Source organism: Streptomyces sp. NPDC050508, from assembly GCF_040655155.1.
Lineage (GTDB): Bacteria > Actinomycetota > Actinomycetes > Streptomycetales > Streptomycetaceae > Streptomyces.
The window spans coordinates 136,058-161,187 of the sequence record NZ_JBFAJJ010000020.1 but is presented as its reverse complement, the minus strand read 5'-3'; the positions used below and the strand labels follow the sequence as shown (position 1 = coordinate 161,187).

The following is a 25,130-nucleotide window of genomic DNA, read 5'->3' as shown; positions in this document are numbered from 1 at the left end:
TCTGCTGGCGCTGCTCTGCGTGGCGCAGTTCATGCTGATCCTGGACGTCACGGTTGTGAACGTCGCCCTGCCCGACATGGCCGCCGATCCGAATCAGGATCCGAGCAGGGATCCCCGGCGCCTGAGGCCGTCGCCGGGGTGGCCGCGCTGTGGCGGATGCGGACGACGGTGCAGGACGCGCCGGGATCGCTGGCGGCGCTGTGCACGGCGCTGGCCGGCTGCGAGGTCGACATCCTGAGTCTGCAGACGCATCCGCTGGCCGAGGGCACGGTGGACGAGTTCCTGCTGCGGGCGCCGGGCGGGGTCACGGCGTCCGAGATCACCCGGGCGGTGTCGCTGGCCGGCGGTTCGGGCACCTGGATCGAGCGGGCCGACGCCCACGACCTGGTGGACGCGCCGACCCGGGTCCTGGGCCTGGCCACACGCACGGCCCTGGACGCGGCGGAACTGCCGCTGGCGCTGCGGCAGTTGCTCGGCCGGTGCACCATCCGTTCGCTGCCCGCCGCCGTGGCGGGCAAGGGGCGCCGGCCGGAGTCGGTGCCGGTGGAGGGAGCGCTGGAGGACACCATCATGCGGCTGCGGGCGCCGGAAGGCGGAGTGATCACAGTGGAGCGGCCGTATCTGCCGTTCACGCCCACGGAGTTCGCCCGAGCGCGGGCGCTGGTCGAGCTGGACGCCCGGCTCGGTCCGCGCATCCCGCGCAGCCAGGACGTGCTGACGCTGCCCGAGGGCAACGCGATCACCGTACGGCGCGCGGACACCGGCGATCTGGACGCGGCGCGGGAGATGCACGAGCGCTGCTCCGCTCGGACGCTCGGCATGCGCTATCACGGACCGGTCGGTGACGCCGACCGCTACCTCAACCACCTGCTCTCTCCGCGGTTCGGGCGGACGCTCGCCGTGCAGACGGCGTCGGGGCGGATCGTCGGGCTCGGGCACCTGTTGTGGGACGGGGACGAGACGGAGGTGGCGCTGCTTGTCGAGGACGACTGGCAACGGCGCGGTATTGGGAGCGAGTTGTTGGGACGCCTCGTGGCGATGGCCGTCGAGGCCGGTTGCGAGAGCGTGTACGCCGTGACGCAGGCGTCCAACACGGGGATGGTTGCGGCGATGCGGGGGCTTGAGTTGCCGCTCGACTATCAGATCGAGGAGGGGACGTTGGTTGTCACCGCTCGGCTGGGTGCGGCTGTGGGAGCTGTAGAGGCTACGGAGTTCGGGAAGGCCGAAGCGCCGTAGCAGCTGCGATTTCGTCGGCGAGTGCGGGTGCGCTGTGGCTGGTCGCGCCCCGCGGCGAAGCCGCATATGAGCACAGCCCCGCGCCCCTTGGGAGGGGCGCTAGCGCCCCATCCAAGTCCGACCACAGGTCCTCTACATCCTCAAGGCCCACCGACAGCCTCAGCAAACGATCACTCACACCCGCACCCCTCCTGTCCTCCGCCTCCACCACCCGATGGCTGATCGACGCCGGGTGTTGGATCAGGCTGTCCACGCTGCCGAGGCTCACCGCCGGGGTGATGAGGCGGACGGCGGCGATGACCTCGTGGGGGTCGCCGTGGACCTCGAAGGCGATCATCGCGCCGCCGATGCGCGGGTAGTGGACGCGGGCCACGCGTGGGTCGACGGTGAGGCGGCGGGCGAGTTCGGCGGCGTTGGCGGACGCGGCCCGCACCCGTACCGGCAGGGTCGCGAGGCCGCGCAGCAGCAGATAGCCGGCCAGCGGATGCAGCACGCCGCCCGTGGCGAACCGGACTTGGCGCAGCCGTCCGGCGAACTCCTCGTCGCAGGCCACCACTCCCGCCATCACATCGCCGTGCCCGCCGAGGTATTTCGTGGCGCTGTGCAGGACGAGGCGCGCGCCGTGTTCGGCGGGGCGTTGCAGGACGGGTGTGGCGAAGGTGTTGTCCGCGAGGAGGGGGACCGAGCCGCACGCATGGGCGACGGCGCGCAGGTCGAGTTCGGCCAGGGTCGGGTTGGCCGGGGACTCGACGACGACAAGACCGGTGTCGGGGCGCAGCGCGTCGGCGATTCCGGCCGGATCGGTCCAGGTCACCTCGGAACCGAGCAGCCCGGCGGTGAGCAGGTGGTCGCTGCTGCCGTAGAGGGGTCGTACGGCCACGACGTGGCGCAGCCCGGTCGAGGCGCGCGCCAGCAGGACCGCCGTCAGGGCTGCCATGCCGCTGGCGAAGGCGACGGCGCTCTCGGTGCCTTCGAGGCGGGCGAGGGCGGTTTCGAAGCGGGCGACGGTGGGGTTGCCGAGGCGGCCGTAGACAGGCGGGCCGTCGGGTTCGGCGCCGGTGGCGGCGAAGGCGTCGATGCGGGCGGCCTCGCCACGGCTGTCGTACGACGGGTAGGTCGTCGACAGGTCGATCGGCGGGGCGTGCAGGCCCTGCCGGGCGAGGTCGTCACGGCCGGCGTGCACGGCTTCGGTGGCCAGTGCGCGCGGGACCGGGGAGTAGTGCGGGCTCGTGGTGTCCATGGCCGGAAGGATGAACATCGAGCGGGATCGATGGCCGATGGCCCGTGTTACGTTCGATGGATGACCGAATCTGTCGTACTGGATCCGGTGGATCTCCATCTGCTGCGGTTGCTGCAGAACGACGCCCGGGCGACGTATCGCGAGCTCGCGGCGCAGGTCGGGGTCGCGCCGTCGACGTGTCTTGACCGGGTGGCGAGGCTGCGCCGGGCCGGTGTGATCCTCGGGCATCAACTGCGGCTCGATCCGGCGAAGTTGGGGCGCGGGCTGGAGGCGCTGCTGTCGGTGCAGGTCAGGCCGCATCGGCGGGAGTTGGTGGGGCCGTTCGTGGAGCGGATCCGGGTGCTGCCGGAGTCGCGGACCGTGTTCCATCTGACCGGGCCCGACGACTATCTCGTCCATGTGGCCGTCGCGGACATGGCCGACCTGCAGCGGCTGGTGCTGGACGAGTTCACGTCGCAGCGTGAAGTGGCGCGGGTCGAGACCCGGTTGATCTTCCAGCAGTGGGACTGCGGGCCTTTGCTGCCGCCTGCCACGCCCGTAGCTGAATCGGGGTGACGGGGACGAGTTCCGCGTATGAGGATGGTTCTCATGTCGCAGACCAACACTCCGCTGCCCCGGCAGGTCGCCGACGCCTATGTCGACGACCTCATCGCCCTCAACCCGGTCATCGGTACGTATCTCGGCGTGAAGGAGAGTTCGAGCCGCCTGCCCGACCTCTCCCCCGCAGGTCAGGAAGGTCTCGCGGAGCTTCAGCGGGCGACCCTCGCGAAGCTCGACGAGGCCGAGCGCCGACCCGGCGCGGACAGCGATGTCGAGCGCCGGTGCGCGCGCCTGCTGCGTGAGCGGCTGACCGCCGCCCTCGGCGTGCACGACACCGAGGAGGGCCTGCGCGAGGTCGGCAACATGCACACGCCCGCGCACGCCGTGCGCGACGTGTTCACGGTGACACCGGCGCAGACCGACGAGGACTGGACGGCGATCGTCGAGCGGCTTCGCGCGGTGCCGACCGCGCTGTCCGGCTACCGCGAGTCCCTCCAACTGGGCCTGGACCGCAAGCTGTTCGCGGGTCCGCGCCCGACGGCCACCTTCATCGGCCAGCTCACCGAGTGGTCGGACACGGACGGCCAGGGGCTCGGCTGGTACGAGGACTTCGCCTCGGCCGGTCCCGACTCCCTGCGCGCCGAGCTGGACGAGGCCGCCCGCGCGGCGACCGCCGCCCTGGTGGAGCTGCGGGACTGGATGCGCGAGGTGTACGCGCCGGCGATCGAGGGCGCGCCGAACACGGTGGGCCGTGAGCGGTACGCGCGCTGGGCGCGCTACTACAACGGTACGGAGCTGGACCTCGACGAGGCGTACGCGTACGGCTGGTCCGAGTACCGTCGGCTGCTCGCCGAGATGGAGAAGGAGGCCGAGAAGATCCTGCCCGGCGCGACAACGCCGTGGGTGGCGCTCGCGCACCTGGACGAGCACGGCCGGCACATCGAGGGCGTCGACGAGGTCCGCGAGTGGCTCCAGGGTCTGATGGACAAGGCGATCGAGGAACTGGACGGCACGCACTTCGAACTCGCCGAGCGGGTAAGGCGGGTGGAGTCGCGCATCGCACCCGCGGGCAGCTCGGCGGCGCCGTACTACACGCAGCCTTCGCAGGACTTCTCCCGTCCGGGCCGCACCTGGCTGCCGACGATGGGACAGACCCGGTTCCCGGTCTACGACCTCGTCTCGACCTGGTACCACGAGGGCGTCCCCGGCCATCACCTCCAGCTCGCCCAGTGGACGCATGTCGCCGAAGACCTGTCCCGCTACCAGGCGTCCGTCGGCATGGTCAGTGCCAACGCCGAGGGCTGGGCGCTGTACGCGGAGCAACTGATGGACGAGCTGGGCTACTTGGAGGACGCGGAGGAGCGACTCGGCTTCCTCGACGGGCAGATGATGCGGGCCACCCGGATCATCGTCGACATCGGCATGCACCTGGAGCTGGAGATTCCGGCGGACTCGCCGTTCCATCCCGGTGAGCGGTGGACGCCCGAGCTGGCGCAGGAGTTCTTCGGGGCGCACAGCAGCCGTCCGGCGGACTTCGTGGAGAGCGAACTGACCCGCTACCTCACGATCCCGGGCCAGGCCATCGGCTACAAACTCGGCCAGCGGGCCTGGCTGTCGGGCCGGGAGAACGCGCGGCGGCGGCACGGCGACGCCTTCGATCTGAAAGCGTGGCACATGGCCGCGTTGTCGCAGGGTTCGCTGGGCCTGGACGACCTGGTGGACGAGTTGTCGCAGCTCTGACGCGGCGGGTGACGTGTCGGCGGCCGGGTCCGGGAGTCCGGGGCGCGGTCGCCGTCCGCGTACGGCGCCGGGTGCTGAAGTCCCGTCCGCCGTCCGTCAGTTGGAAAGTCGCCGCAGCTGGACGAGTCCGAGCCAGGTCTCCGGGCCCGGCTGGGCCTGGCCCGCGCGGACGGCGTAGCGTCCCGGCTCCAGGTCGACCTTCAGGTGCTCCGTGCCCTCGGAGTCCCGCCCGGGCCATGCCGGGTCGAACAGGACGACCGGTCCGGGTACGTCCCACTGCACCTCGTTCTCCCAGGTCGCGGTGGCGAGCGCGGCGGGCACGCCGGCCAGCACCTCGTCCTCGGAGCTCGCGGCACACCACCGTACGAACGTGCCGTGGTCCGGCAGGAAGGAGGTCGACGCGGGTTCGTCCCCCAGGACCAGGGCCGCGCTGTCCCCTACGGGCAGCAGGCCGACATAGCCGCCGACCTCGCACGCCCGGTCGTAGTCCGAGGCCAGTTCGTCGCCGTCGGCTCCCGTCCAGAACGGCAGCACCGTCTCCGGTACCGCTATGAGCGGCCCGCCGCCCGACTCCACCCACTGCACCGCCGTGTCCGGCTCCGCGTATCGCGCCATGGGCAGAACCTACACGCACAGCGATCCCACATGTTCATGGTTCGAGGGACCTGCGCGTCTGCGGTCGCTGTGTGAACTCACCTACTGGGGTGCCGAGTTGAAGGACACCGTGCGGAAATCAGCAGCCGCAGTCGCCCGCCCGCACCGGCGCCGTCAACGAATCGACCGCATGCCTCTCACGCCCCTCCCACGTCTCGAACTCGAAGCCCTCACGCACCCAGTACTCGAAGCCGCCGAGCATCTCCTTGACCTGGTAGCCGAGTTCGGCGAGCGCGAGGGCAGCGCGGGTGGCGCCGTTGCAGCCCGGGCCCCAGCAATACGTCACGACCGGCACGGACTTGTCGAGGATGCGCTCGGCCTGCTCGGGGACGAGTGCGGTGGGGAGGTGGACCGCTCCGGGGACGCGGCCCTGGTCCCAGGACTCGGTGGAGCGGGAGTCGAGGACGACGAAGCCGGGGTCGCCGTCCGTCGCGAGCGCGGCGGCGACGTCGGAGACATCGGCGTGGAAGGCGAGGCTTGCGCGGAAGTGGGCGGCGGCCGTCGAAGGAGCGGCGGGGGCGACCCGTAGAACAGGGTTGACGGCTGGAACAGGGTTGACGGCGGTGCTGCTGCTCATGGTCCGGCCTTTCACCGAGGGTGTGCGGTACGGCCAGAAATCTACGGTCCGCGATCGAGTCCCTGAAGGGGTGATTCCCGGCGTACCCCTTGATCGGCCGGTGATTCCCCTGCTATTCATCGGCCATGACCACGTATTCCCCGGACGCCACCGACTGGCGCATCCTCGATGTCCTGCAGCGGGAGGGCCGGGCCAGTTTCGCCGAGTTGGCCCGTGCCGTCTCCATGTCCGCGAGCGCGGTCACCGAGCGGGTGCGGCGGCTGGAGGAGGCGGGGGTGATCCAGGGGTACGCGGCCGTCGTGGACCCGGAGCGGCTGGGGCTGCCGATCCTGGCGTTCGTGCGGCTGCGCTATCCGAACGGCAACTACAAGCCCTTCCACGACCTGGTCGCGGCGACGCCGGAGATCCTGGAGGCGCATCACATCACGGGCGACGACTGCTTCATGATCAAGGTCGCGGCCCGCTCGATGCGCCACCTGGAGGAGGTGTCGGGGAAGATCGGCGCCCTGGGATCGGTCACCACCAGCGTCGTCTACTCCTCACCGCTCCCCCGCCGCCCGCTGGGTCACTGACCTCACGGGCGTCAGTGCCCGCGCTGCCGTACGGCCGACCCGTCCCTCCCCTTCACGACCTCCAGCTGCGCGTGGATGCGCCGCCGCAGGTCGGCGACATGGCTGACGATGCCGACGCTGCGGTCCCGTTCGCGCAGGGAGTCGAGGACGTCGAGGACCTCGTCGAGGGTCTGCTCGTCGAGGCTGCCGAAGCCCTCGTCGATGAAGAGGGTGTCGAGGCGGACCCCGCCGGCCTCGTCGGTGACGACGTCCGCGAGCCCGAGCGCGAGGGCGAGCGACGCGAAGAACGTCTCACCGCCGGACAGCGTCGCCGTGTCCCGCTCCCGCCCCGTCCACGCGTCGACGACATGCAGCCCGAGTCCGCTGCGCCCGCGCCCGGCCCGGTCGTCGGAGTGGACGAGGGTGTAGCGGCCGGACGACATGCGCTGCAACCGTACGGTCGCGGCGGCGGCCACCTGTTCCAGGCGGGCGGCGAGGACGTACGACTCCAGGCGCATCCGGCGTTCGTTGTCGGCCGAGGTGCCCGCGGTGAGGGCGGCGAGGCGGGCCACCCGGTCGTACTCCTCGCGCAGCGGGGCCAGTTGACGTGCTCCGGCGGCCGACCGGGCGGAGAGCCGGTCGAGTTCGGCGCAGCGCCGGGCCGCCGCGTCGCGCGCGGAGGCCGCCTCACGTGTCCGCTGCACGGCCGCGGTCGCGGTGCGCTCGGCCGTGTCCAGGTCGGCGGGCGGCTGCTGGGCGGCTGCCGCGGTGTCGGTCTCCGCCAGGACGGCCCGTACGGCGGCCTCCTCGGACTGCCAGGCGTCCAGGCGCCGTTGGAGTTCGCGATGGGCGGTGTCGTCCAGCAGGGCGGCGGCCGCGGCCTGCGGGGTGTCGAAGCCGGCCCGGAAGGCGGCGTCGGCGAGCCTGGCGTCGGCGTCCTTGAGGCGCTGCGCGGTGTCCTCGGCGCCACGGACGGCCTCGGCCGCGTCGGTGAGCAGCGCGGCCTGCCGTTCCAGCTGGGCGGCGCGCGTGGCCACGCTGTCGGCGGTGCCCCGGGTGTGCGCCAACTCCTCTTCCAGGGAGGTGCGTTCACGGTCCAGGGTGTCGCGCAGGGCCGTGCGGGAGGCGGCTCTGAGGGCGGCCTGCTGCTGGACGGTGGTCCGCCGCTCGTGCTCCTGCTCGGCCCGCCGCAGTTCCTCGGTCGCGGGGTGCAGCCAGGACGCGTCCCGGCGCGCCTGCTCGTACAGCCGCTCCAACTCCGCGAATTCGTCGGCGAGTTGATCGGTCGGCGTGTCACCCCCCTCGGCGGTGGCGGCGGCGAGCGCTTCCCTTACGACGCCCAGGCGGCGCTCGGCCTCGGTGCGCTGTTCCTCGGTGCGCTGGTGGGCGGCGAGGGCCTGTTCCTCGGCGGCGCGGTCGACGTGTTCGGCGGACTTGCGGGCGGGCGCGGGGTGTTCGGAGGCTCCGCAGACGGCGCAGGGCTCGCCGTCGGTGAGGTGGGCGGCGAGTTCGGCGGCGATGCCGTTCAGCCGCTGTTCCTTGAGGTCGAGCCAGTGGGTGCGGGCCTCGACGGCGCTTTCGGCGAGGGCGAGCACCTGCCGCTGGGCGTCCTCCGTGTCACCGGCGAACTGGTCCCGCTGCCGGGCGGCCCCGAGGCGTCGCTCGGCGGGTTCACGGCGCACGGCGAGCTGGTCGGCCCGGTTGGCGGCCTCCTGGGCCGACTCGATCCGCGTCCGCAGGTCCGCGCGGGTCGCGTCCCACTCGGCGAGCCAGGCCTCGGCCTCCTGCCGTACGTCCTCGTCGGCGCGTTCCTGCCGGTCCAAGTCGGCCCGCTCGACGGCGAGTTCGGCGATCCGCTGCTCGGCGCGGCGGGCCGACTCCAGGCCGCCCAGCTCCTCGGCGGCCCGGCGGGCGGCGGCGGCGAGGCCGGCCGCTCCGGCGCCCGCGAAGGTCTCCGGCAGCGGGTCACGCGCGCGTGCCTCGGCGCGGGCGGCCTCCCGGTGCTCGTGGTCGGCGGCGTCCCGCAGCTCCAGCGCCGGCGCCACCGCCTCCGCCTTGCGGGCCCGTTCCATGCGCGCCTGCGCCTGCCGGTAGCCCTCGACCCGCTCCTCCATGAGCGCGGCCCGCTCGCTCGCCTGCGTGAACCGCTGTTGCAGGCGCGCCAGTTCGCGGACGTCGGCCAGCGTTCGGTCGGCGGCGGCCTGGGCGGACTCGGCGGCCGTGAGCCCACTGTGCGCGATGGCCAGTTGTTCGCGTGCGGTGCTGCGCGCGACGGCCGCCGCGGTCAACACCTCGTCGGCGAGGCCCGGTTCACCCGGAGCGAGGTCCGGCAGCTCCATGGCGTTCCCGGCGGCCTGCTGCATGCGGTGCGCGTCGGCGAGCAACTCGGCGTCGCCCTGGCGGACTTGGGCCTCGGTGGCGCGTCGCCGCTCGGCGAGCCGTTTCTCGACCTCGGCGAAGCGGTGCGTGTCGAAGAGCCGGCCGAGCAGCTTGCCGCGTGCCTCGGCGTCGGAGCGCAGGAACCGCGCGAACTCGCCCTGGGGCAGCAGCACGACCTGGCAGAACTGCTCCCGGCTCATCCCGAGCAGCTGGGTGATCTCCTCGCCGATCTCCTGGTGCGAGCGGCTGAGGTCCTTCCAGACGCCTGCCGTCGCGTCGTACTCGCGCAGCCAGCTCTGCGCCTTGTCCAGAGTGCTGCCGGTGCCGCGCTTCTTGGGGCGCGCCCAGGGCGGCTGCCGGGTGAGCTCCAACCGCCGCCCGGCGACGGTCAGTTCGAGCCTGACCTCGGTGCGCGTACCGGCCGCCGCGTGGTCGCTGCGCAGGGTGAGGCCCTGGCCGCTCTGGCGGACGCCGGGGACAGAGCCGTAGAGCGCGTAGCAGACGGCGTCGAGGACGGAGGTCTTGCCGGCGCCGGTCGGTCCGTGCAGGAGGAAGAGGCCGGCGGACGACAGTTCGTCGAAGTCGACGGTCTGGGAGCCGCCGAAGGGACCGAAGGCGGTGATGTCGAGCCTGTGCAGTCTCACCGGCCGCCACTCCCTTCACGAGCACGCCACCCGCTCACGGCGCCACCTCCCGTACCACCGCGTCCGCGCGCACCGCGTCGAACGCGGCCTGCAGCACGGTCTGTTCGTCCTCGTCGGGCCCGGCGCCGCGCACATGGGCCACGAAGTCGTCGGCGATCTCCTGGTCGCTGCGGCCCGCGAGGCGCCGGGCGTAGGACACGTCGGGGTCGTCGGGAGCCCGCTCGGGGTCGAAGACGAGGCTGAGCGTGTGCGGGAAGCGCTCGGTGAGCCGGGCCATGGGGTCGGCCGGGCGCACCGGGTCGGTGAGGGTCGCCTCGACCCACGCCTCCTCGTGCGGTGCGAGGTCCGGATCGTCGAGGAGTTCCTCCAACGTGCCCCGGATCCGGGCCAGTTCGCGCGGCACCGGGCAGTCGACGCGCTCGGCGGTGACGGACCCGTCGGCGTCCAGGTCGACGAGCCACATGCTCTTGCGGTGCTCGGCCTCGGAGAAGGAGTAGGGCAGCGGGGAGCCCGAGTAGCGCACGCGCCCGGTGATCGTCTGGGAGCCGTGCAGGTGCCCCAGTGCCACGTAGTCGACCCCGTCGAAGACACCGGCCGGTACGGCGGCGACACCGCCGACGGTGATGTCGCGCTCGCTGTCGCTGGCCTCGCCGCCGGTGACGAAGGCATGCGCGAGGACCACGGAACGGGTGCCGGGCGCGCGGGTGGCGAGGTCGGCACGGACCCGGTCCATGGCGGCGGCGAGCACCGCTTTATGCCCGGCCTTCTCCACCTCGAACTCGGCCTTCACCAGGGCGGGTTCGAGATACGGCAGCCCGTAGAAGGCGACGTCCCCGAACGTGTCCGGAATGACCACGGGGGTCCCGCAGGCCGACGGTTCGGTCCGCAGGTGGATGCCGGCGCGGTCGATCAGACCGGCGCCCACACCGAGGCGGCGGGCCGAGTCGTGGTTCCCGGAGATCATCACCGTGGGCACGCCCAGGTCCGCGAGCCGGTGCAGGGTGTCGTCGAACAGTTCGACGGCGGCCAGCGGCGGCACCGCCCGGTCGTACACGTCTCCCGACACGACCACCGCGTCCACGGCGCGCTCGCGCACGGTGGTGTCGAGATGGCCCACGAAGTCGGCCTGGGCGTCGAGCATGTTCACGCGGTGGAACGCCCGGCCCAGGTGCCAGTCGGAAGTGTGCAGAATTCTCATGTAATCGCGTCGACCTGCACGTTTCCCCCTGTGATGTCCCTGGAACCAGCACCGACCAGCACGGAAACGCCGATCGGCACCCACCACGCTAGCGCCTGTCGGCACCTGATTCCCCACAGACCTCACACCGCAGCCCGGCACCGGCCGGCAGACCCCTACGGATATCCGTCACTCCATCGCCTGAAATGTCCCTGAATTCCGCTGTGGGGTCCGGGACCAGCCGGCCAGCAGGTTCAGGCGTTCCGTCGGACCTGGTCCGAGCCGGGAAGGTCCGTGCCGTCGGCGGCTCGTTCTTCTCGCAGCGCTACGGCATGGGTGTGCTGACGGTCCGCTCAACTCCGGCTGGCTCTCGGGCCGTTCGGATCCGACCGCCGGGCATCGCAGCGCCGCCGCCCGCTCGCCTCCCTGGCCGGACTTCCGTCGGCTGCCTCGCGCGAGCTGTATGCCTTACCGACAGCGGTCGACGCGTGCTGCGCTTCACATCGCAGAAGACCCGGGCGTTCACCGAGTCGCCGGCGACCGGCCCGAGCCGGTCGCCTGAAAAGCGTTCGTCGCCCTTCGTCCAGCGGCACTAGCCTCGCAGGTCATGGGAGCACGCGCGCAGTACGTGGTGGTCGAGGACGGGGCCTGGCAGCGGTACTACTCGCACTGGGCCGCCGGCCGGGTGGTCGACGATCTGCTGCCCGGTCCGGCCGCGGCGACCCGCTGCTTCCGCGCCAACCGGGAGATCGACGAATGGCTCGACGACGTGTGGTGCGAGGGCGCCGCACTCGTCGACCACGACCGCCGGATCCTGCTCTGGTTCGCCTTCGCGGACAGCTGGGCCGACCACATGGCCGCCCGTGCCGTACTGGCCCGGATCTGGCCCGGATGGGACGTCCGCTTCGCGCACGACGGCATGGGTGACCTGACCCACCACCTGGGGCTCGGCCGGGACCTGACCCGCCCGCCGGGCTGGTTCGAGATCTTCGAGCCTGCCGGGTTCGCGGACACCGAGTGCACCGAGCCCAGCACCGTCGTCTCCCTGCGCCTGCCCGACGGAAGCGTGCGCGCGTGGGGCAGTGACTGGGAACCCATCGAGCACCTCGCCGCCGGCCCCGGCCTGATCGACCGGATCGTCGCCTCGCCGGCCACCCCTGTGCCCACCGACATGCCCTCCGGCGGCGTCCATTTCGACCCGCGGGCCCGCACCGTCTCGCTCTGGGCAGTGGAGACCGTGGCCGGCATCCACGACTGGCCGTTGCCGCGCTGGCACAACTGGAGCCTGGACTTCCGCGGCGACGACCACACCCGGCAGGCCAAGCTGCTCCCCGCGGACTTCCCCTTCCCGCAACCCCCGCTCACGGCCGCACTGCGTCGGCTCGGCGACGGCCTGAGCACCCCGCTCCCCGACAACGGCCCGCTCCTTGCCCGTGCCATGGCTGCGCCCGGTCCGGAGGGCACCGCCCCCGTGGTCAACCCCGCTGCACTGACGCCGCACGAACCGGCCGACCCCAGCCCGGCCGAACTGACCGCGCTGCGTACGACCCTCGATGCGCTCATCGCCGGGGCGGAGGTCGACTGACCACCACTTCATGGGCTCCCCGTGGACGGTGTGAACCGCCTGGGGTCCTTGACGTACCGGCGTACGGCGAACGCGGTGTAGGCGAGGCCGACGAACCAGCCGACCGGCACCGCCCAGATGATGCCGTCCAGACCCAGTGGTCCCTTCAGGAGGGACGCCGTGGGGACCCGGACGACCAGGAACGACAGCATCGTGCACACCAGGGGGAAGACGGTCCGGCCGATGCCGTTCAGGAAGCCGTGGACGACCGCCATCGCCGAGTAGAGGAGGAAGAACGGATAGGTCATGACGATGTAGGAGCCGACGATCGCGCGGACCGACGCGTCGGTGGTGAACGCGCCGGCGATGCCGTGCCGCAGCAGGATCACCGACAGGGACTCCACCACCGTCACCCACAGGCAGATCCGCAGCGCTTCGAGCAGTACCCGCCGGGCCCGCTCGGCGTCGCCGGCGCCCGTGTGCCGGGCCACGAAGACGGTCACCGCGCCGGACAGGTCCAGGTAGAAGCGTCCGGCGAGGGCCTCCAGCCGGGCGGCGATGCTGAAGGCCGCTATCGCCGCCGTGCCGAACGGGGCGATCAGTGACGTCAGGACCATGGTGCCGAGGGAGAGCATGACGTGCTGGATGCCGACCGGGAAGCCGAGGCGCAGCGAGGAGCCCGCCTGCCGGGCCAGGTCGGAGAAGTTGCTGCGGTAGCGGTGGATGCCGTGCCGTCGGGCGACCAGTACGAGTCCGGCGACGAAGGCGAGCGAGGCGGCCGTCACCGTCCCGAGGGCCGCGCCGCGCAGCCCCAGTCCGAGCACGGCCACGAAGGTCCAGGCGAGGACGATGTTGAGCAGGCTGCTGAACACCATGATGTACATGACCGTGCGGGAGTCGCCGAGCCCCCGGAGGAAGCCGCCCAGGGCGCCGATGCCGAACATGCCGACGAATCCGAGGGACAGGGTCCGCAGATACGTCGCGCTTCCGGCGGCCACGCTGCCGTGGATGCCCATCGCGTCGAGGAAGAAGCCGGTGGCGGCGAAGACCAGTCCGACGCACAGCGCGGCCCAGACCACGGTGAAGGCCGCGAGGCCGATGACGGCGTCCTGCTGCCGCTCGGCACGGCCGGATCCGGTCATCCTCGCGAACCGGATGGCGAACCCGCCGACCAGTCCGAGGAAGACGGCGTTGACGAGGTAGAAGATCGGCTGCGCGGCACCGACGGCGGCCAGCCCGTCGATGCCGACGCAGTGGCCCACGATGATGCTGTCGGCCAACAGGTAGGACTGCTGGACGTAGTTGGCGACCGACATCGGAAGGCTGAATCCGAGAATCGCCCGCCGCTCGGAGTGGTCCTTCCCTTCCGGCCGTTGCGGCTCCTGCGGCTGTTCCGGTTGGCTCTTCAGTGCGTCCTCGGTCATCCGGCCCCCACCGTGTCTCGATCCCTCCGGCACCTCAAGTACCCGACTGCACAAGGGTATTGATGCATGGCACACTCACCTCATGCCAGGTCCCATCCAGTCCCTGTCCCGAGGCGCCGCGCTGCTGCGGCTGTTGGCCACCGGTGAGGGACGGTTCGGTCTCTCCGGCATCGCGTCCTCGCTGGGACTGCCGAAGGGAACGGTGTACGGCATCCTGCGCACCCTTCAGCAGGAGGGGCTCGTCGAGCAGGATCCGGTGTCCGGCAAGTACGGGTTGGGCGCCGAGTTGGCACGGCTGGGCGGCAGTTACCTCCAGACGCACGAGTTACGGACCCACGCCCTGGCCTGGGCCGACGACCTGGCCCGGGGTACCGGAGAGGCGGTGCACGTGGGCGTGCCGCACCGGTCGGGCGTACTGATCGTCCATCACGTCGTGCGGCCCGACAACTCCCGGCAGGTCCTGGAGACCGGCACGGTCGTGTCGTGCGAGGGCACCGCTCTGGGCGCGGTGCTGGAGGCCAACGCGCCGGAACCGTGCGGCAGTTCGGCGGAGCCCGGCAACAGCCCGGAGGCCGTGCGGGACCGCGGCTGGGCCTGCGTCCTCGACCCCGCCCGGGACGGTACGGCGTCGATAGCGGTACCGATCCGCGACAGGCGGAAGGCCGCCGTCGCGGCGGTGAGCGTCACGGGATCGGCCGACCGCGTCTGCACGGACGGCAGGGTGCGCGACGCGCTGGTCTCCGCGGTCAGGACCTGCGCCCGTTCGATCTCGCACAGCCTGGGCGACGTGGATCACCGATAGGGCGGCCGGGAACCGGGCTCACACTCCCAAGCAGGGCAGTAGTCGGTGGTGGGAAACACCCAACTCCCTTATCGCACACACGTGCTGCGCTAATCTCACGTCACACGCACCACGCGAGAGACACAGGGTTCCCATGCCAGTCGAGTTCCGCGGTCGGTCCGCATCATTGGCCTATGCGGCGGCGGGGATGGAACCGCCTCCCGTCGTCCAGTTGCGGAAGAGCGACCCCCGACAGGCGGGCCCCTACCGGTTGTTGTCGGTGCTCGGCAGTGGCGGGATGGGCCGGGTCTATCTGGGCCGCGACACCACCGGCGGCACGGGCCCGGCCGCCGTGAAGGTGATCCGGCCCGAGTACGCGGAGGACCCGCTGTTCCGCAAGCGCTTCGAGCGCGAGGTCGGCGCCCTGGACCGGATCCAAGGGGCGCACATCGTACGGCTGTTGGGCAGCGGCTGTGACGAGGACCTGGTCTGGGTCGCCACCGAGTACATACCGGGGCCCACGCTCTCCGAGCTGGTCGACGCGCGCGGGCCGGTCGACGCGGCGAGGGCCTGGCGGCTGCTGGCCGACGTGGGACGCGCGATCGAGGCGATCTGGCGCGCGGGGATCGTGCATCGCGACCTCAAGCCGTCCAACGTCATCCTGGGTGCCGACGGCGCCCGCGTCATCGACTTCGGTGTCGTCCAGGCCGGCGACGGCACCTCGATCACCGCCACGGGCCAGAACGTGGGCACTCCCGCCTACATGTCCCCGGAGCAGGTCCGCGGCCAGGAGGTGACCGCCGCCTCCGACGTCTTCTCGCTCGCCTCCACGCTCACCTACGCCGTCGCCGGGGAGGCGCCGTTCGGCGAGGGCACGGGAGTCGACGTGCTGCACCGGGTGGCGTTCGATCCGCCCCGGGAGGAAGTCCTCGACAAGGTCGCGGGCATCGACGCGGAGTTGGCCGCGTTCATCCGCACCTGCCTGGACAAGGACCCCGAGCTGCGGCCGTTACCCGAGGCGGTGTTCAGGACGGCCATCGGGCATCAGCTGTCCGCACCGGTCGGCAGCCCGCCACGAGTCTCCCCCGGGCGCAGGCCCTCCCCCGCCGAGCGACCCGCGGCCGGACCCGCCGCGGCACCCCCGGCCGCGCCTGCCGCGCCCGTCACCCCCGGGAAACACGCGAACACGCCCGGAAAACGCGGGAAGTTGATCGCAGGGTCGGTCGCCGCGGCGGCCGTCCTGGTCGCCGCCGGCATCACCGCGACGCTGCTGCTGCACCACGACGACACCGGGACGACGGCTGGTTCCGGGCCGGACACGTCCTCGGCTGCCGCTGCCGTACCGGAGAACTCGCCCTCGGCGCCGAACAGTTCGCCCAGCACGGCCACGACCGTACCCGCGGCCAAGGGCGGGGCGGCGCAGAGCCCGTCGAGTGCGTCGGTCTCCCACGACCCCGCGAAGCTCGACATCCGGAACTCCTCCTGTGCCGCCGAGCTCGCCTCGGGCGCCCACGGCGACTGTGTGAAGGCGCTCCAACTCCTCCTCGCCGGTTATGGGTTCCACATCGCGGTCGACGGCGAGTTCGGGGCGGCGACGGTCGACGCGGTGAAGGCGTTCCAGACCGAGGCCGGAACCGCCGTGAACGGCACGGTCGACGCGCAGACCAAGAAGCTGCTGTACAGCACGGCACGTGGACCGGTCCAGGCCGGTTCGGTGACCGTCACCGAGAGCGTCAACGCCGTCGGTGTCGCCCGGTGCCTCGACGCCCACGTCAGCGCCGTACAGGTGTGGGGGTGCAATGGCACGGCGCCCCAGAAGTGGGCGCTGTTCCGCGTGCCCGGGCACAACTCCCAGTATCTGGTGGTCAATCAGGGCAGCCACGACTGCCTGGACGCGGACGCCGACACGGTCGGCCAGAACTTCTCGAAGATCCGGGCCAGGAGCTGCGACGGGCTGAGCGCGCAGCGGTGGGAACTGGGCGGCGCCGGGACCCTGGTCAGCGCCCCGGACGGTTTCTGTCTGGACGCGGAGGCTTCCGAATCGGGCAAGGACGGTCAGCCGGTCCAGACCTTCGGCTGCGCGGGCAGCTCCAACCAGGTCTGGAACTGGCCCTCCTGACAGACCATCAGGAATCGTCGGGACTCATGCGTCCCCGTACGCCTCGCCGCCCAGTTCCAGCCCCGCCGTCCCCGCCGTGGCATCGGCCAGCCAGCCCCGGAAGGCGTCCACCTCGGCGTCCGGCAGGCCGATCTCGATGGTGACCTCCTCGCCGTAGCGGACGTCCCGTACCTCGCGGCCGGTGGCGCGCAGGTCGTTCTGTACCTTGCCGGCCCGCTGGTGGTCGACGGTCACCGTGGCGAGGCGGAAGCGGCGGCGGGTGATCGTGCCGAGGGTGTCGAGGGCTTCGCCGACCGAGCCGCCGTAGGCCCTGATGAGGCCGCCCGCGCCGAGCTTCACGCCGCCGTAGTAGCGGGTGACGACGGCGACGACGTACCGCATGTCGCGGCGCAGCAGCATCTGGAGCATGGGGACGCCCGCGGTGCCGCCGGGTTCGCCGTCGTCGCTCGCCTTCTGGATCGCGGCGTCGGCGCCGATGACGTAGGCGAAGCAGTTGTGGGTGGCGTCCGTGTGCTCCTTGCGGATGCGGGCGACGAAGGCCTGGGCCTCCTGTTCGGTGGCCGCCGGGGCGAGGGCGCACAGGAAGCGGGAGCGGTTGACCTCGGTCTCGTGCACGCCCGGGCGGGCCACTGTGCGGTACTCGTCCTGCATCCGGCCAGCCTAGTTCGCCGTCAACGGTCCGAGGGCCGCCCAGTAGTCGACGATGCTGTCCTCCGGACCGTTCGCGAAACGCTTCACCAGGCGCCGCACCGGCCACACGACAGACCCGTCGGGGAGACGGAGCCGGATGTTGATCTCGCCTCGCGGATCATCGTCGTCCGCTTCCCGGCGCCCGCCCAGGGCGATCCGGACCGTCTCACCCGCATAGCAGCCGAAGGCGAACAGCCGAGCCCCCAGGTCGGTGGCGAGAAGCCCGCCTTCCACTGCGGTCCCCTTGTCACTGTGTTCGCTCACCCAACTCCGGAACGGACCGTGGGTCGCCCCCGGTCCGGGTGCGGGTGACGATGTGATGGATACTCGCTCCTCGTTGCCCCGGGCACCCGGGCACGACCGTCCGATCGCAGGGGGTTCTCGGCATGACCGGCGCGCAGGTGGATCCGACGGAGAGCGCGGGGTCCGGGGGTCCCGAGTCCGCCGCGGAGCGCTGCCGGGCCTGGCTGCTGGACGGGCTGAGTGAGCAGAGCGCCCGGCATCCGGGTCCGCACGCCACCCCGGACCCGGAGCACGAGGGGCACCGGTGGTGGCGGGTCATGTGTCTGACCGGCGTCGACTACTTCTCCACGCTGGGCTATCAGCCGGGCATCGCCGCGCTCGCCGCCGGGCTGCTGTCCCCGCTTGCGACGGTCGTACTGATCGGGCTGACGCTGCTCGGGGCGTTGCCGGTCTACCGGCGGGTGGCGCACGAGTCTCCGCACGGCGAAGGGTCGATCGCCATGCTGGAGCGGCTGCTGCCGTGGTGGTCGGGGAAGATCTTCGTCCTGGTGCTGCTGGGCTTCGCGGCGACGGACTTCATGATCACGGTCACCCTGTCGGCGGCGGACGCGGCGGCGCATGTGGTGGAGAACCCGTTCGCGCCGGGCTGGCTGCACGGCGAGAACACCTGGATCACGCTGGTGCTGGTCGGCGCGCTGGGCGCGGTCTTCCTGAAGGGGTTCCGGGAGGCCATCGGGATCGCGGTGGTGCTGGTGGGCGTGTATCTCTCGCTCAACGTGGTGGTGCTCGCGGTGTCCGCCTGGGAGGTGCTGAGCCATCCGGTGAAGATCGGCGACTGGACCGACGCGATGACGGCCGCGCACTCCTCGCCGCTCGCGATGGTCGGCGTGGCGCTGCTCGTGTTCCCGAAACTCGCGCTCGGCATGTCCGGCTTCGAGACGGGTGTGGCGGTGATGCCGCAGGTGAAGGGTGATCCGACGGACACGTACGCGAAGCCGACGGGCCGTATCCGGGAGACCCGCAGGCTGCTCACCACGGCGGCCGTGATCATGTCCGGTTTCCTGCTGCTGTCCAGCCTGGCGACGACGATCCTGATCCCGCAGAGCGCGTTCAAGACGGGCGGCCCGGCGAACGGGCGCGCGCTCGCCTATCTCGCGCACGAGCATCTGGGCCAGGTCTTCGGCACGTTCTACGACGTCTCGACGATCGCGATCCTCTGGTTCGCGGGCGCCTCCGCGCTCGCCGGGCTGCTGAACCTCGTACCGCGTTATCTGCCGCGCTACGGCATGGCGCCGGAGTGGACGCGAGCCGTACGCCCCCTGGTGCTGGTCTTCATGGTGACGGCCGTCCTGATCACCCTGTGGTTCCACGCGAGCGTCGACGCGCAGAGCGGCGCATACGCCACCGGCGTCCTGGTGCTGATGCTCTCCGCGGCCTTCGCGTCCACGGTCACCGTGCACAAGCGGGGCCACCGGAAGGCGACGCTCGGGTTCGGCACGATCACCGCGGTGTTCGCGTACACGCTGGTCACGAATGTCATCGAGCGACCCGACGGCATCAAGATCGCGGGGATCTTCATCGTGCTGATCCTGGTGACGTCGTTCGGTTCGCGGGTGCACCGCGCCTTCGAACTGCGCGCCGCCCAGGTCACGTTCGACGACACGGCGGCCCGTTTCATCGACGAGGCGGCACGCAGCGGCCCGCTGCGGCTGATCGCGAACGAGCCGCAGGAGCACAGCCGTCGGGAGTACCGCGCCAAGGAGTTCAGCCAGCGCGATCACACCCACATGCCGGACCGTGGACCCGTGCTGTTCCTGGAGGTGATCGTCCGTGACTCCTCCGACTTCTCGGCGGACATCGCCGTGCAAGGTGACAAGAAGTACGGGGTACGTCGGCTCCGGGTCGAGGGTCCCACGGTGCCCAACTCGATCGCCGCGGTCCTGCTGGCCCTGCGGGACCGCACCGGCGAGGTCCCGCACGCCTATTTCGACTGGACCGAGGGCAACCCGGTCAGCCTCCTGATCCGTTTCCTGGTGTTCGGCGACGGCGAGGTCGCGCCGGTCACCCGCGAGGTACTGCGCCGCGCGGAGCCGGACCGGCACCGGCGGCCTCGCGTCCACGTCGGCTGACCGGGACTCGGACCGGGAGGTCAGGTGGTGGTGCCGGGGGCCGGGTTCCGGCCGACGAGGTAGATCCGCTCGCGGAGTTCCGTCTCGGCCCGGTCCAGGTCGGCTCTCAGGTCGAACCAGACCCGGTCCTTGCGTGTGCCGGGCTGGTCGAGTCGGACGGCGACCCAGGTGAACACACCCTGGAGGATGTCCCGGCCGCGTCCGGGGCTGGTCACGGAGAGCGCGAAGGGCAGGGCCATGCCGGCCCGGGTGACGATCATGTGCCTCTCGTCGTCCGGTGGGGTACGGCCACCGGTGAGGTAGCGCGGAACGTCGATGACCTTGATCCACTCCAGGACCGCCCCCGGGACCTGTTCTTCCAGGATCCCCGCGATGGAGTCGCGCACCGCGACGGCGGGCCGCTCACCGAGCCAGCCCAGCCAGTGCTCGGAATCCGTGAGCTTGGCGAAGTCGTCCTGGGGAGGGCCGTGGTTCGGATTCTCCACGAATTCACCGGTCAGCTTCCCGTCCTCGCCGACCCGCCAGACACCCAGGACCGCTTCCCCCGGGACGTAGCCGTTCGGGTCGCCGACGAGATCGGGATCGATCATCGCGACCGACCCGCCCGGGTTCGCGGCCGCCTCGGCGACGAGCCCGGGCGGAGGGGACTGCAGGATGCGGCGCCGCTCGGCGGACATGTCCCCCATGCAACCAGCCCTTCACTTCTTCTTGCCTCTCGGAACGGTCAGGCCCGTCAGCAGGGCCGTGCCCGGGGCGAGGTCCTGCCAGGTGCTGCCGTGCCAGGCCAGGACCGCGATCGCCGAGGTCGGGAACTTCACCCGGACCTCGTCCAGCGCGTCGTCGAGGCTGTCACCGGCGAGTTCGAGGACCAGCTCCTCCAGGCCGGGGTTGTGCCCGACGACGAGCAACGTCTCCACCTCGGGCGGCACTTGGTGAATGGCGTCGAGAAGGTCCGCTACGTCGGCCGCGTACAGCCGTGGTTCGTAGCGCACCGGCGGTGGAGTGCCCCACTCGGCGGAGGCCAACTCCCAGGTCTGGCGGGCCCGTACGGCCGTGGAGCAGAGCGCGAGGTCGGGCAGGGAGTCGGACTCGGCGAGCGCGATACCGGCCGCCGGGGCGTCCCGGCGGCCTCGTGGGGCCAAGTAACGCTGATGGTCGGGAACGCCTTCGGGCCAGGCCGACTTGGCGTGCCGCAGCACGACCAGGCGGCGCAGCGGGCGGGCCCCGGAACGGGCGCTCATGCCAACGACCCGATGTCACGGGTGAGTTCGAGCCCGAGGAGCCGGTCGGCGTAGGCGTACGTCTCGAAGCGGGCACCGTCCGGCAGGTCGGACCAGGTCTCCACGCGGCCCAACACCCCCAGGACATCAGGCACGTTGAGGTCCGTCTCCCAGGCGGTCCGCAGTTCGGCGCGCGCCTCGTCGGGGACCGGCCGCGAGGGCCGCCGCGCCCAGTCGGCGACCGACCCGCGCCAGTGCGCCAGAGTCCGCCGCGCCTCGTCGAGCGCGTCCGCGTCGAGCCGTACCGGCAGGTCCCGGGGGTGCGAGAGCAGGGCGAGGCGCAGCGCGCCCGGGTCGGAGAGGTCCGGGACGACAGCCGTGGGCGACTCGACGGGGGCTACGGCGACCAGGACTCCCCCGGTTGTCGCGGCGTCCCCGGCCGCCACGTGGAGGACCTGGGCCTCGCCGAGTCCGGAGCCGAGGTCTCCGCCGTCCTCGAAGGGCCGTATGCCCAAGGTCCTTGCGGCGGTGCGGAGTTCGGCCTGCTCGTGCTCGCCGGTGAGCAGCGCCCACACGGGGGTGCCGCCGAGTTCCAGGGCGCGTACGAGGAGGTCGGCGACGAGGAGTACGCGTAGTGCGGTGGGGTCGAGGCCCGACGCGTGCGCCTCGACCCTGGTCAGGCCACGGCGGGCGGGGGCGGCGTCGACGGACTCGCCGGTTCGGGCGTCGATGATGCGCAGCACGGCCTGAGCGTAGGCGGGCGCAGCGCCGTACGCATGCATGTTCGCTCTGTACCGGCTGAAGTGGCGCGATTCACCCGGGTCTGTCCGGGACATGGATCCGCACCCGGTCCAGGACCGCGACGGCCGCGGTCTCCCCCAACACGTCGGCCACGTGCGACAGAAAGGCACGCAGCCGCCGTTCCTCGTCCACGATGATCACGACGCACGGGCCGTGGCCGCCGAGGTGCGAGTGCCTGGAGTCGGCGGAGCCGAAGCCGGTCACGCCGTGGAAGACGCTCGCTCCGGCGAGGCCCTCGCGGTGGGCCCGGTGGACGAGTTCGGCGTAGGCCGGCCTGTGGTGCCACACCGCCGCCGCGGCGAGATGGACGGTGAGGCGTGCGGCGAGCGGGTCGGGCGCGGGCATCGGGAACCCCCTGCCGTGGGGACTGTCCCGACGGTACTGCGCCCGCGCCCGCAAGGGCCCGGCACGGGATCCGCGGATTCAGCCGGCGACGAGGTCCCGGAGTGTCCTGGCCACGGTGGCGGGTGCCTCCTCCGCCATGAAGTGGCCGCAGGTGACGGTGGTGTGCCGTAGGTCCGGTGCCCAGGCGCGCCACAGGGCCGCCGCGTCGAAGCCGAGGGCGGCGCCCCAGTCCTGCTGGAGTACGGCGACCGGCATCCGCAGCTGGTTGCCGGCGTCCTGGTCGGCCCGGTCGTGGGTGACGTCGATGCCGGCGGAGGCGCGGTAGTCGGCGACGATCGAGGGGACCGCGGCGCGGCAGGCGTCGAGGTAGGCGGTGCGGACGTCGGCGGGGATCGCCTGTGGGTCGTCGGTCCAGATGTCGAGGAAGTGGCCGAAGAAGGCGTCGGGTGCGGCGGCGATCAACTGCTCGGGCAGGCCCGGGGGTTGGGCCATCAGGTAGAGGTGGAAGCCCACGGCGGCGGTGACGCCGTGCAGCACGTCCCACATGTCCAGTGTGGGGAGCACGTCGAGGCAGGCCAGGTGAGTGATCGTCTCCGGGTGGTCGAGTCCGGCGCGGAAGGCGACCAGGGCTCCGCGATCGTGGCCCGCCAGCGCGAAGCGGTCGTGGCCCAGGGCGCGGGCGAGGGCGACGATGTCCGCGGCCATGGTGCGCTTGGCGTAGCCGGAGCCGTCGGTCTCGGCGGGCTTGTCGCTCGCGCCGTAGCCGCGCAGGTCGGGGCAGATCACGGTGTGGTCGGCCGCGAGGTCGGCGGCGACATGGCGCCACATGAGGTGGGTCTGCGGGAAGCCGTGCAGCAGCACGATCGGGCTGCCCGCACCGGAGACGGCCGCGTTCAGGGACACGCCGTCCGCGACGGGGACGCGGTGGTAGGTGAAGCCGGGGATGACAGACGGCACGGTGCGCTCTTCCTTCGTACGTGCGTGAGTGATGCCGTCGAGCCTGCCGCGCGCCGATGAGCAACGAGTGAGCGCGCTACCGTGACCTGGGGCGATGCTCCGGAAAGGGTGGTCGGCGATGGAGGTGGCGTTCGGGGTGCTGGGGCCGGTGACGGCCTGGGACGGTGCCGGGGACGTGATCGCTCTGAAGGGGCCGCGGCACCGGGCCGTGCTGGCCCGGCTGCTCGTCGCCCGGCGTCGGGTCGTCCCGGTCGGGCGGCTGGTCGAGGATCTGTGGGCGGGCCAGGAGGAGCCGCCCGTCGACGCGGTGAGCGCGGTGCGCACCTTCGTGGCCGCGCTGCGTCGCGCGCTGGAGCCGGAGCGACCGCCGCGGGCTCCGGCCCGGCTGCTGGTCACCGAGGGTCCGGGGTATGCGCTGCGCGCAGGGTCGGAGGCCGTGGACGCGTGGCGGTTCGAACGGGCGGTGACCGCCGCCGGAACCCTGCCGGACCCGCACGCACTCGCCCAGTTGGAGGAGGCGCTGAGCTGGTGGCGCGGTCCGGCCTACGCAGACTTCGGCGAGGAGAGCTGGGCCCGCGCGGAACGCTCCCGCCTCGCCGAGCTGCGGCTGCACGCCGTCGAACGCCGGGCCGAGGCCCAACTCGCCCTGGGACAGGCCGCGGAGGCGGTACCGGACCTGGACGCGCACGTGGCCGAGCACCCGTGGCGCGAGGACGCCTGGCGACTGCTGGCGCTGGCCCTCTACCGCACCGGCCGCCAGGGCGACGCGCTCGCGGTACTGCGCCGGGCACGCACCCTCCTCGTGGAACAGCTGGGGGCGGACCCGGGCCCGGCCCTGCGCCGCCTGGAGGCGGACGTCCTCGCCCACGCCCCGCATCTGGACCCCGGCCCTCTACGAGATGCGAGCGGTCCGGCCGAGCGCGTGTGGGCGCAGGCGGCCGCCGCCTACGACCGGACCGTGCCGTCCGGCGCCCGTGCGCGGCTGGAGTCGACGGTGGGCCTGCTGCGCGATCTCGCGGTGACCGGGGGCAGCGGCTTGGAGGCGGCCCGCCGGCACCGTCCGACGACGATCACGGCGGCGGCGGAACTGGGCGACACGGAGCTCACCGCCCGCGTGATCGGCGCCTACGACGTCCCCGCGATCTGGACCCGCGCCGATGACCCGCGACAGGCGGCGGACACGGTGGCCGCCGCCGAGCGTACCCTTGCCGCACTCCCGCCGGACGCCCATCTCGCCACGCGCGCCCGCCTGTTGGCCACGATCGCCCTGGAGTCACGCGGCACCCGCTCGGCATGCGGACCCCAGGCAGCCCGCCAGGCGGAGGAGATCGCCCGCCGGTTGAACGACCCCGCACTGCTGGCCTTCGCCCTCAACGGCACGTTCATGCAGACCTTCCACCGCGCAGGCCTGGCCCCGCAACGGGACGGGATCGGCGCCGAGTTGGTCGCCCTGTCCGCCCGGCACGGCATGGTCACGTACGAAGTGCTCGGACATCTCGTCCGGCTCCAGTCCCGCAGCGCGCTCGCGGACTTCACCGGAGCCGACGCTCACGCGACGGCGGCCGACCACCTGGCGGACCGTCATGAACTCCCGCTGGTAGGCGTGTTCACGACCTGGTACCGGGTCCTACGGCTCACCGCGACCGGCAACCCTCAGCCGACCGAGGCGGCAACTGCCTACCGGGACGCGGCACTTCGGCTGGACGGAGCCGGTATGCCCGGGCTGGAGGGCGGGCTGCTGCCGCTGGCCCTGTTGTGCCTGCGGCTGCGGCACGGGCGGCCCGCCCCGAGCGACGAGCACATCGACTGGGGACCGTACGAACCGTGGGCCCGGCCCCTGGTGTTGCTGGCCCGCGACCGCCCCACCGAGGCCCGGGCGGCGCTGCGTTCGCTCCCGGACCCGCCCCGCGACCTGCTGTTCGAGGCCCTGTGGTGCCTGGCCGCCCGCGCGGCATTCGCCGTTGACGACCGGGAGACGATGGAGCGCGCTCACGCCGAACTGACGCCCGCCGCGGCCGAGTTGGCCGGGGCGGGCAGTGGCCTGCTCACCCTGGGCCCGGTCGCGCGCCACCTCGACGACCTCGCCGCGGCGCTACGACACCCTCGGTGAGCCTGCGCG

At 72.1% G+C, this 25,130-nt stretch carries 21 protein-coding genes and 1 pseudogene; 9 read left to right on the top strand and 13 right to left on the bottom strand.

Annotated features, from left to right (window positions below):
• Positions 1-141 precede the first annotated feature (141 nt).
• Positions 142-1,236: pseudogene (locus AB0I69_RS40490) on the top strand (GNAT family N-acetyltransferase); the annotation flags it as partial.
• Here AB0I69_RS40490 and AB0I69_RS40485 read toward each other — a convergent pair.
• Positions 1,205-2,476 carry a PLP-dependent transferase gene (locus AB0I69_RS40485; protein WP_363100783.1) on the bottom strand — a complete coding sequence of 424 codons (1,272 nt, stop codon included), beginning with the start codon at positions 2,474-2,476 and terminating at the stop codon, positions 1,205-1,207. The pseudogene AB0I69_RS40490 and the gene AB0I69_RS40485 sit on opposite strands and share 32 nt — an antisense overlap.
• Positions 2,477-2,536: 60 nt before the next feature.
• On the opposite strand from AB0I69_RS40485, the gene AB0I69_RS40480 reads away from it, so the two are divergent.
• The gene (locus AB0I69_RS40480; RefSeq protein WP_363100782.1) at positions 2,537-3,031 is read left to right on the top strand and encodes an Lrp/AsnC family transcriptional regulator; all 495 of its coding nucleotides are present in this window, start codon (positions 2,537-2,539) and stop codon (positions 3,029-3,031) included.
• A 33-nt stretch (positions 3,032-3,064) separates the two neighbouring features.
• Positions 3,065-4,756 (top strand): DUF885 domain-containing protein, encoded by a 1,692-nt coding sequence (locus AB0I69_RS40475; protein WP_363100781.1) that lies wholly within the window; start codon positions 3,065-3,067, stop codon positions 4,754-4,756.
• Positions 4,757-4,852: 96 nt separating this feature from the next.
• Here AB0I69_RS40475 and AB0I69_RS40470 read toward each other — a convergent pair whose 3' ends face one another.
• The gene (locus AB0I69_RS40470; RefSeq protein ID WP_363100780.1) at positions 4,853-5,371 is read right to left on the bottom strand and encodes an immunity 21 family protein; all 519 of its coding nucleotides are present in this window, start codon (positions 5,369-5,371) and stop codon (positions 4,853-4,855) included.
• A gap of 118 nt (positions 5,372-5,489) precedes the next feature.
• Positions 5,490-5,987, bottom strand: coding sequence for a rhodanese-like domain-containing protein (locus tag AB0I69_RS40465; protein WP_363100779.1), 498 nt, complete (start codon positions 5,985-5,987; stop codon positions 5,490-5,492).
• 125 nt (positions 5,988-6,112) lie between these two features.
• Here AB0I69_RS40465 and AB0I69_RS40460 point away from each other — a divergent pair, with 125 nt between their 5' ends.
• Positions 6,113-6,559, top strand: coding sequence for an Lrp/AsnC family transcriptional regulator (locus AB0I69_RS40460; protein ID WP_363100778.1), 447 nt, complete (start codon positions 6,113-6,115; stop codon positions 6,557-6,559).
• An 11-nt stretch (positions 6,560-6,570) separates the two neighbouring features.
• Here the strand turns inward: AB0I69_RS40460 and AB0I69_RS40455 are convergent, their stop codons facing one another.
• Both AB0I69_RS40455 and AB0I69_RS40450 read right to left on the bottom strand, forming a co-directional pair.
• Positions 6,571-9,561, bottom strand: coding sequence for an SMC family ATPase (locus AB0I69_RS40455; protein ID WP_363100777.1), 2,991 nt, complete (start codon positions 9,559-9,561; stop codon positions 6,571-6,573).
• Between the two features lie 34 nt (positions 9,562-9,595).
• Positions 9,596-10,759, bottom strand: coding sequence for an exonuclease SbcCD subunit D (locus AB0I69_RS40450; protein WP_363100776.1), 1,164 nt, complete (start codon positions 10,757-10,759; stop codon positions 9,596-9,598).
• A gap of 586 nt (positions 10,760-11,345) precedes the next feature.
• Between AB0I69_RS40450 and AB0I69_RS40445 the strand changes: the two genes are divergently transcribed.
• The gene (locus AB0I69_RS40445) at positions 11,346-12,323 is read left to right on the top strand and encodes a hypothetical protein (RefSeq protein WP_363100775.1); all 978 of its coding nucleotides are present in this window, start codon (positions 11,346-11,348) and stop codon (positions 12,321-12,323) included.
• Between the two features lie 8 nt (positions 12,324-12,331).
• Here AB0I69_RS40445 and AB0I69_RS40440 read toward each other — a convergent pair whose 3' ends face one another.
• Entirely contained in the window at positions 12,332-13,726 is a 1,395-nt protein-coding gene (locus AB0I69_RS40440) for an MATE family efflux transporter (RefSeq protein ID WP_363100774.1), read from the bottom strand.
• An 82-nt stretch (positions 13,727-13,808) separates the two neighbouring features.
• Here AB0I69_RS40440 and AB0I69_RS40435 point away from each other — a divergent pair, with 82 nt between their 5' ends.
• Both AB0I69_RS40435 and AB0I69_RS40430 read left to right on the top strand, forming a co-directional pair.
• Positions 13,809-14,528 carry an IclR family transcriptional regulator gene (locus AB0I69_RS40435; RefSeq protein ID WP_363100773.1) on the top strand — a complete coding sequence of 240 codons (720 nt, stop codon included), beginning with the start codon at positions 13,809-13,811 and terminating at the stop codon, positions 14,526-14,528.
• 187 nt (positions 14,529-14,715) lie between these two features.
• On the top strand, positions 14,716-16,626 hold the full coding sequence (locus tag AB0I69_RS40430; protein WP_363100772.1) for a protein kinase: 1,911 nt from the start codon (positions 14,716-14,718) through the stop codon (positions 16,624-16,626).
• Positions 16,627-16,650: 24 nt separating this feature from the next.
• On the opposite strand, the gene AB0I69_RS40425 is transcribed toward AB0I69_RS40430, so the two are convergent.
• Both AB0I69_RS40425 and AB0I69_RS40420 read right to left on the bottom strand, forming a co-directional pair.
• Positions 16,651-17,277, bottom strand: a complete 627-nt coding sequence (locus tag AB0I69_RS40425; protein WP_363100771.1) for a YigZ family protein — start codon at positions 17,275-17,277, stop codon at positions 16,651-16,653.
• Positions 17,278-17,286: 9 nt separating this feature from the next.
• The gene (locus tag AB0I69_RS40420; RefSeq protein ID WP_363100770.1) at positions 17,287-17,580 is read right to left on the bottom strand and encodes a hypothetical protein; all 294 of its coding nucleotides are present in this window, start codon (positions 17,578-17,580) and stop codon (positions 17,287-17,289) included.
• A gap of 122 nt (positions 17,581-17,702) precedes the next feature.
• Between AB0I69_RS40420 and AB0I69_RS40415 the strand changes: the two genes are divergently transcribed.
• Positions 17,703-19,688, top strand: coding sequence for an amino acid transporter (locus tag AB0I69_RS40415; protein WP_363100769.1), 1,986 nt, complete (start codon positions 17,703-17,705; stop codon positions 19,686-19,688).
• 20 nt (positions 19,689-19,708) lie between these two features.
• Here the strand turns inward: AB0I69_RS40415 and AB0I69_RS40410 are convergent, their stop codons facing one another.
• The 5 genes from AB0I69_RS40410 to AB0I69_RS40390 all read right to left on the bottom strand — a co-directional run bounded on the left by AB0I69_RS40410 (position 19,709) and on the right by AB0I69_RS40390 (position 23,011).
• The gene (locus AB0I69_RS40410; protein ID WP_363100768.1) at positions 19,709-20,374 is read right to left on the bottom strand and encodes a hypothetical protein; all 666 of its coding nucleotides are present in this window, start codon (positions 20,372-20,374) and stop codon (positions 19,709-19,711) included.
• Positions 20,375-20,386: 12 nt separating this feature from the next.
• Positions 20,387-20,929 (bottom strand): histidine phosphatase family protein, encoded by a 543-nt coding sequence (locus AB0I69_RS40405; RefSeq protein WP_363100767.1) that lies wholly within the window; start codon positions 20,927-20,929, stop codon positions 20,387-20,389.
• Positions 20,926-21,690: a hypothetical protein gene (locus AB0I69_RS40400; RefSeq protein WP_363100766.1), complete on the bottom strand. Its 765-nt coding sequence runs from the start codon at positions 21,688-21,690 to the stop codon at positions 20,926-20,928. Before AB0I69_RS40400 ends, AB0I69_RS40405 begins: the two co-directional genes overlap by 4 nt.
• Before the next feature lie 31 nt (positions 21,691-21,721).
• The gene (locus tag AB0I69_RS40395; protein ID WP_363100765.1) at positions 21,722-22,054 is read right to left on the bottom strand and encodes a DUF190 domain-containing protein; all 333 of its coding nucleotides are present in this window, start codon (positions 22,052-22,054) and stop codon (positions 21,722-21,724) included.
• A 78-nt stretch (positions 22,055-22,132) separates the two neighbouring features.
• The gene (locus tag AB0I69_RS40390) at positions 22,133-23,011 is read right to left on the bottom strand and encodes an alpha/beta hydrolase (RefSeq protein WP_363100764.1); all 879 of its coding nucleotides are present in this window, start codon (positions 23,009-23,011) and stop codon (positions 22,133-22,135) included.
• 118 nt (positions 23,012-23,129) lie between these two features.
• Here AB0I69_RS40390 and AB0I69_RS40385 point away from each other — a divergent pair, with 118 nt between their 5' ends.
• Positions 23,130-25,121: an AfsR/SARP family transcriptional regulator gene (locus tag AB0I69_RS40385; protein WP_363100786.1), complete on the top strand. Its 1,992-nt coding sequence runs from the start codon at positions 23,130-23,132 to the stop codon at positions 25,119-25,121.
• Positions 25,122-25,130 lie beyond the last annotated feature (9 nt).

Bases quoted from the DNA above. Each gene is read 5' to 3' on its own strand.
- AB0I69_RS40485 (WP_363100783.1), bottom strand. From the start codon at position 2,476: ATGGACACCACGAGCCCGCACTACTCCCCGGTCCCGCGCGCACTGGCC.
- AB0I69_RS40480 (WP_363100782.1), top strand. From the start codon at position 2,537: ATGACCGAATCTGTCGTACTGGATCCGGTGGATCTCCATCTGCTGCGG.
- AB0I69_RS40475 (WP_363100781.1), top strand. From the start codon at position 3,065: ATGTCGCAGACCAACACTCCGCTGCCCCGGCAGGTCGCCGACGCCTAT.
- AB0I69_RS40470 (WP_363100780.1), bottom strand. From the start codon at position 5,371: ATGGCGCGATACGCGGAGCCGGACACGGCGGTGCAGTGGGTGGAGTCG.
- AB0I69_RS40465 (WP_363100779.1), bottom strand. From the start codon at position 5,987: ATGAGCAGCAGCACCGCCGTCAACCCTGTTCCAGCCGTCAACCCTGTT.
- AB0I69_RS40460 (WP_363100778.1), top strand. From the start codon at position 6,113: ATGACCACGTATTCCCCGGACGCCACCGACTGGCGCATCCTCGATGTC.
- AB0I69_RS40450 (WP_363100776.1), bottom strand. From the start codon at position 10,759: ATGAGAATTCTGCACACTTCCGACTGGCACCTGGGCCGGGCGTTCCAC.
- AB0I69_RS40445 (WP_363100775.1), top strand. From the start codon at position 11,346: ATGGGAGCACGCGCGCAGTACGTGGTGGTCGAGGACGGGGCCTGGCAG.
- AB0I69_RS40440 (WP_363100774.1), bottom strand. From the start codon at position 13,726: ATGACCGAGGACGCACTGAAGAGCCAACCGGAACAGCCGCAGGAGCCG.
- AB0I69_RS40435 (WP_363100773.1), top strand. From the start codon at position 13,809: ATGCCAGGTCCCATCCAGTCCCTGTCCCGAGGCGCCGCGCTGCTGCGG.
- AB0I69_RS40430 (WP_363100772.1), top strand. From the start codon at position 14,716: ATGGAACCGCCTCCCGTCGTCCAGTTGCGGAAGAGCGACCCCCGACAG.
- AB0I69_RS40425 (WP_363100771.1), bottom strand. From the start codon at position 17,277: ATGCAGGACGAGTACCGCACAGTGGCCCGCCCGGGCGTGCACGAGACC.
- AB0I69_RS40415 (WP_363100769.1), top strand. From the start codon at position 17,703: ATGACCGGCGCGCAGGTGGATCCGACGGAGAGCGCGGGGTCCGGGGGT.
- AB0I69_RS40410 (WP_363100768.1), bottom strand. From the start codon at position 20,374: ATGGGGGACATGTCCGCCGAGCGGCGCCGCATCCTGCAGTCCCCTCCG.
- AB0I69_RS40405 (WP_363100767.1), bottom strand. From the start codon at position 20,929: ATGAGCGCCCGTTCCGGGGCCCGCCCGCTGCGCCGCCTGGTCGTGCTG.
- AB0I69_RS40400 (WP_363100766.1), bottom strand. From the start codon at position 21,690: ATGCATGCGTACGGCGCTGCGCCCGCCTACGCTCAGGCCGTGCTGCGC.
- AB0I69_RS40395 (WP_363100765.1), bottom strand. From the start codon at position 22,054: ATGCCCGCGCCCGACCCGCTCGCCGCACGCCTCACCGTCCATCTCGCC.
- AB0I69_RS40385 (WP_363100786.1), top strand. From the start codon at position 23,130: ATGGAGGTGGCGTTCGGGGTGCTGGGGCCGGTGACGGCCTGGGACGGT.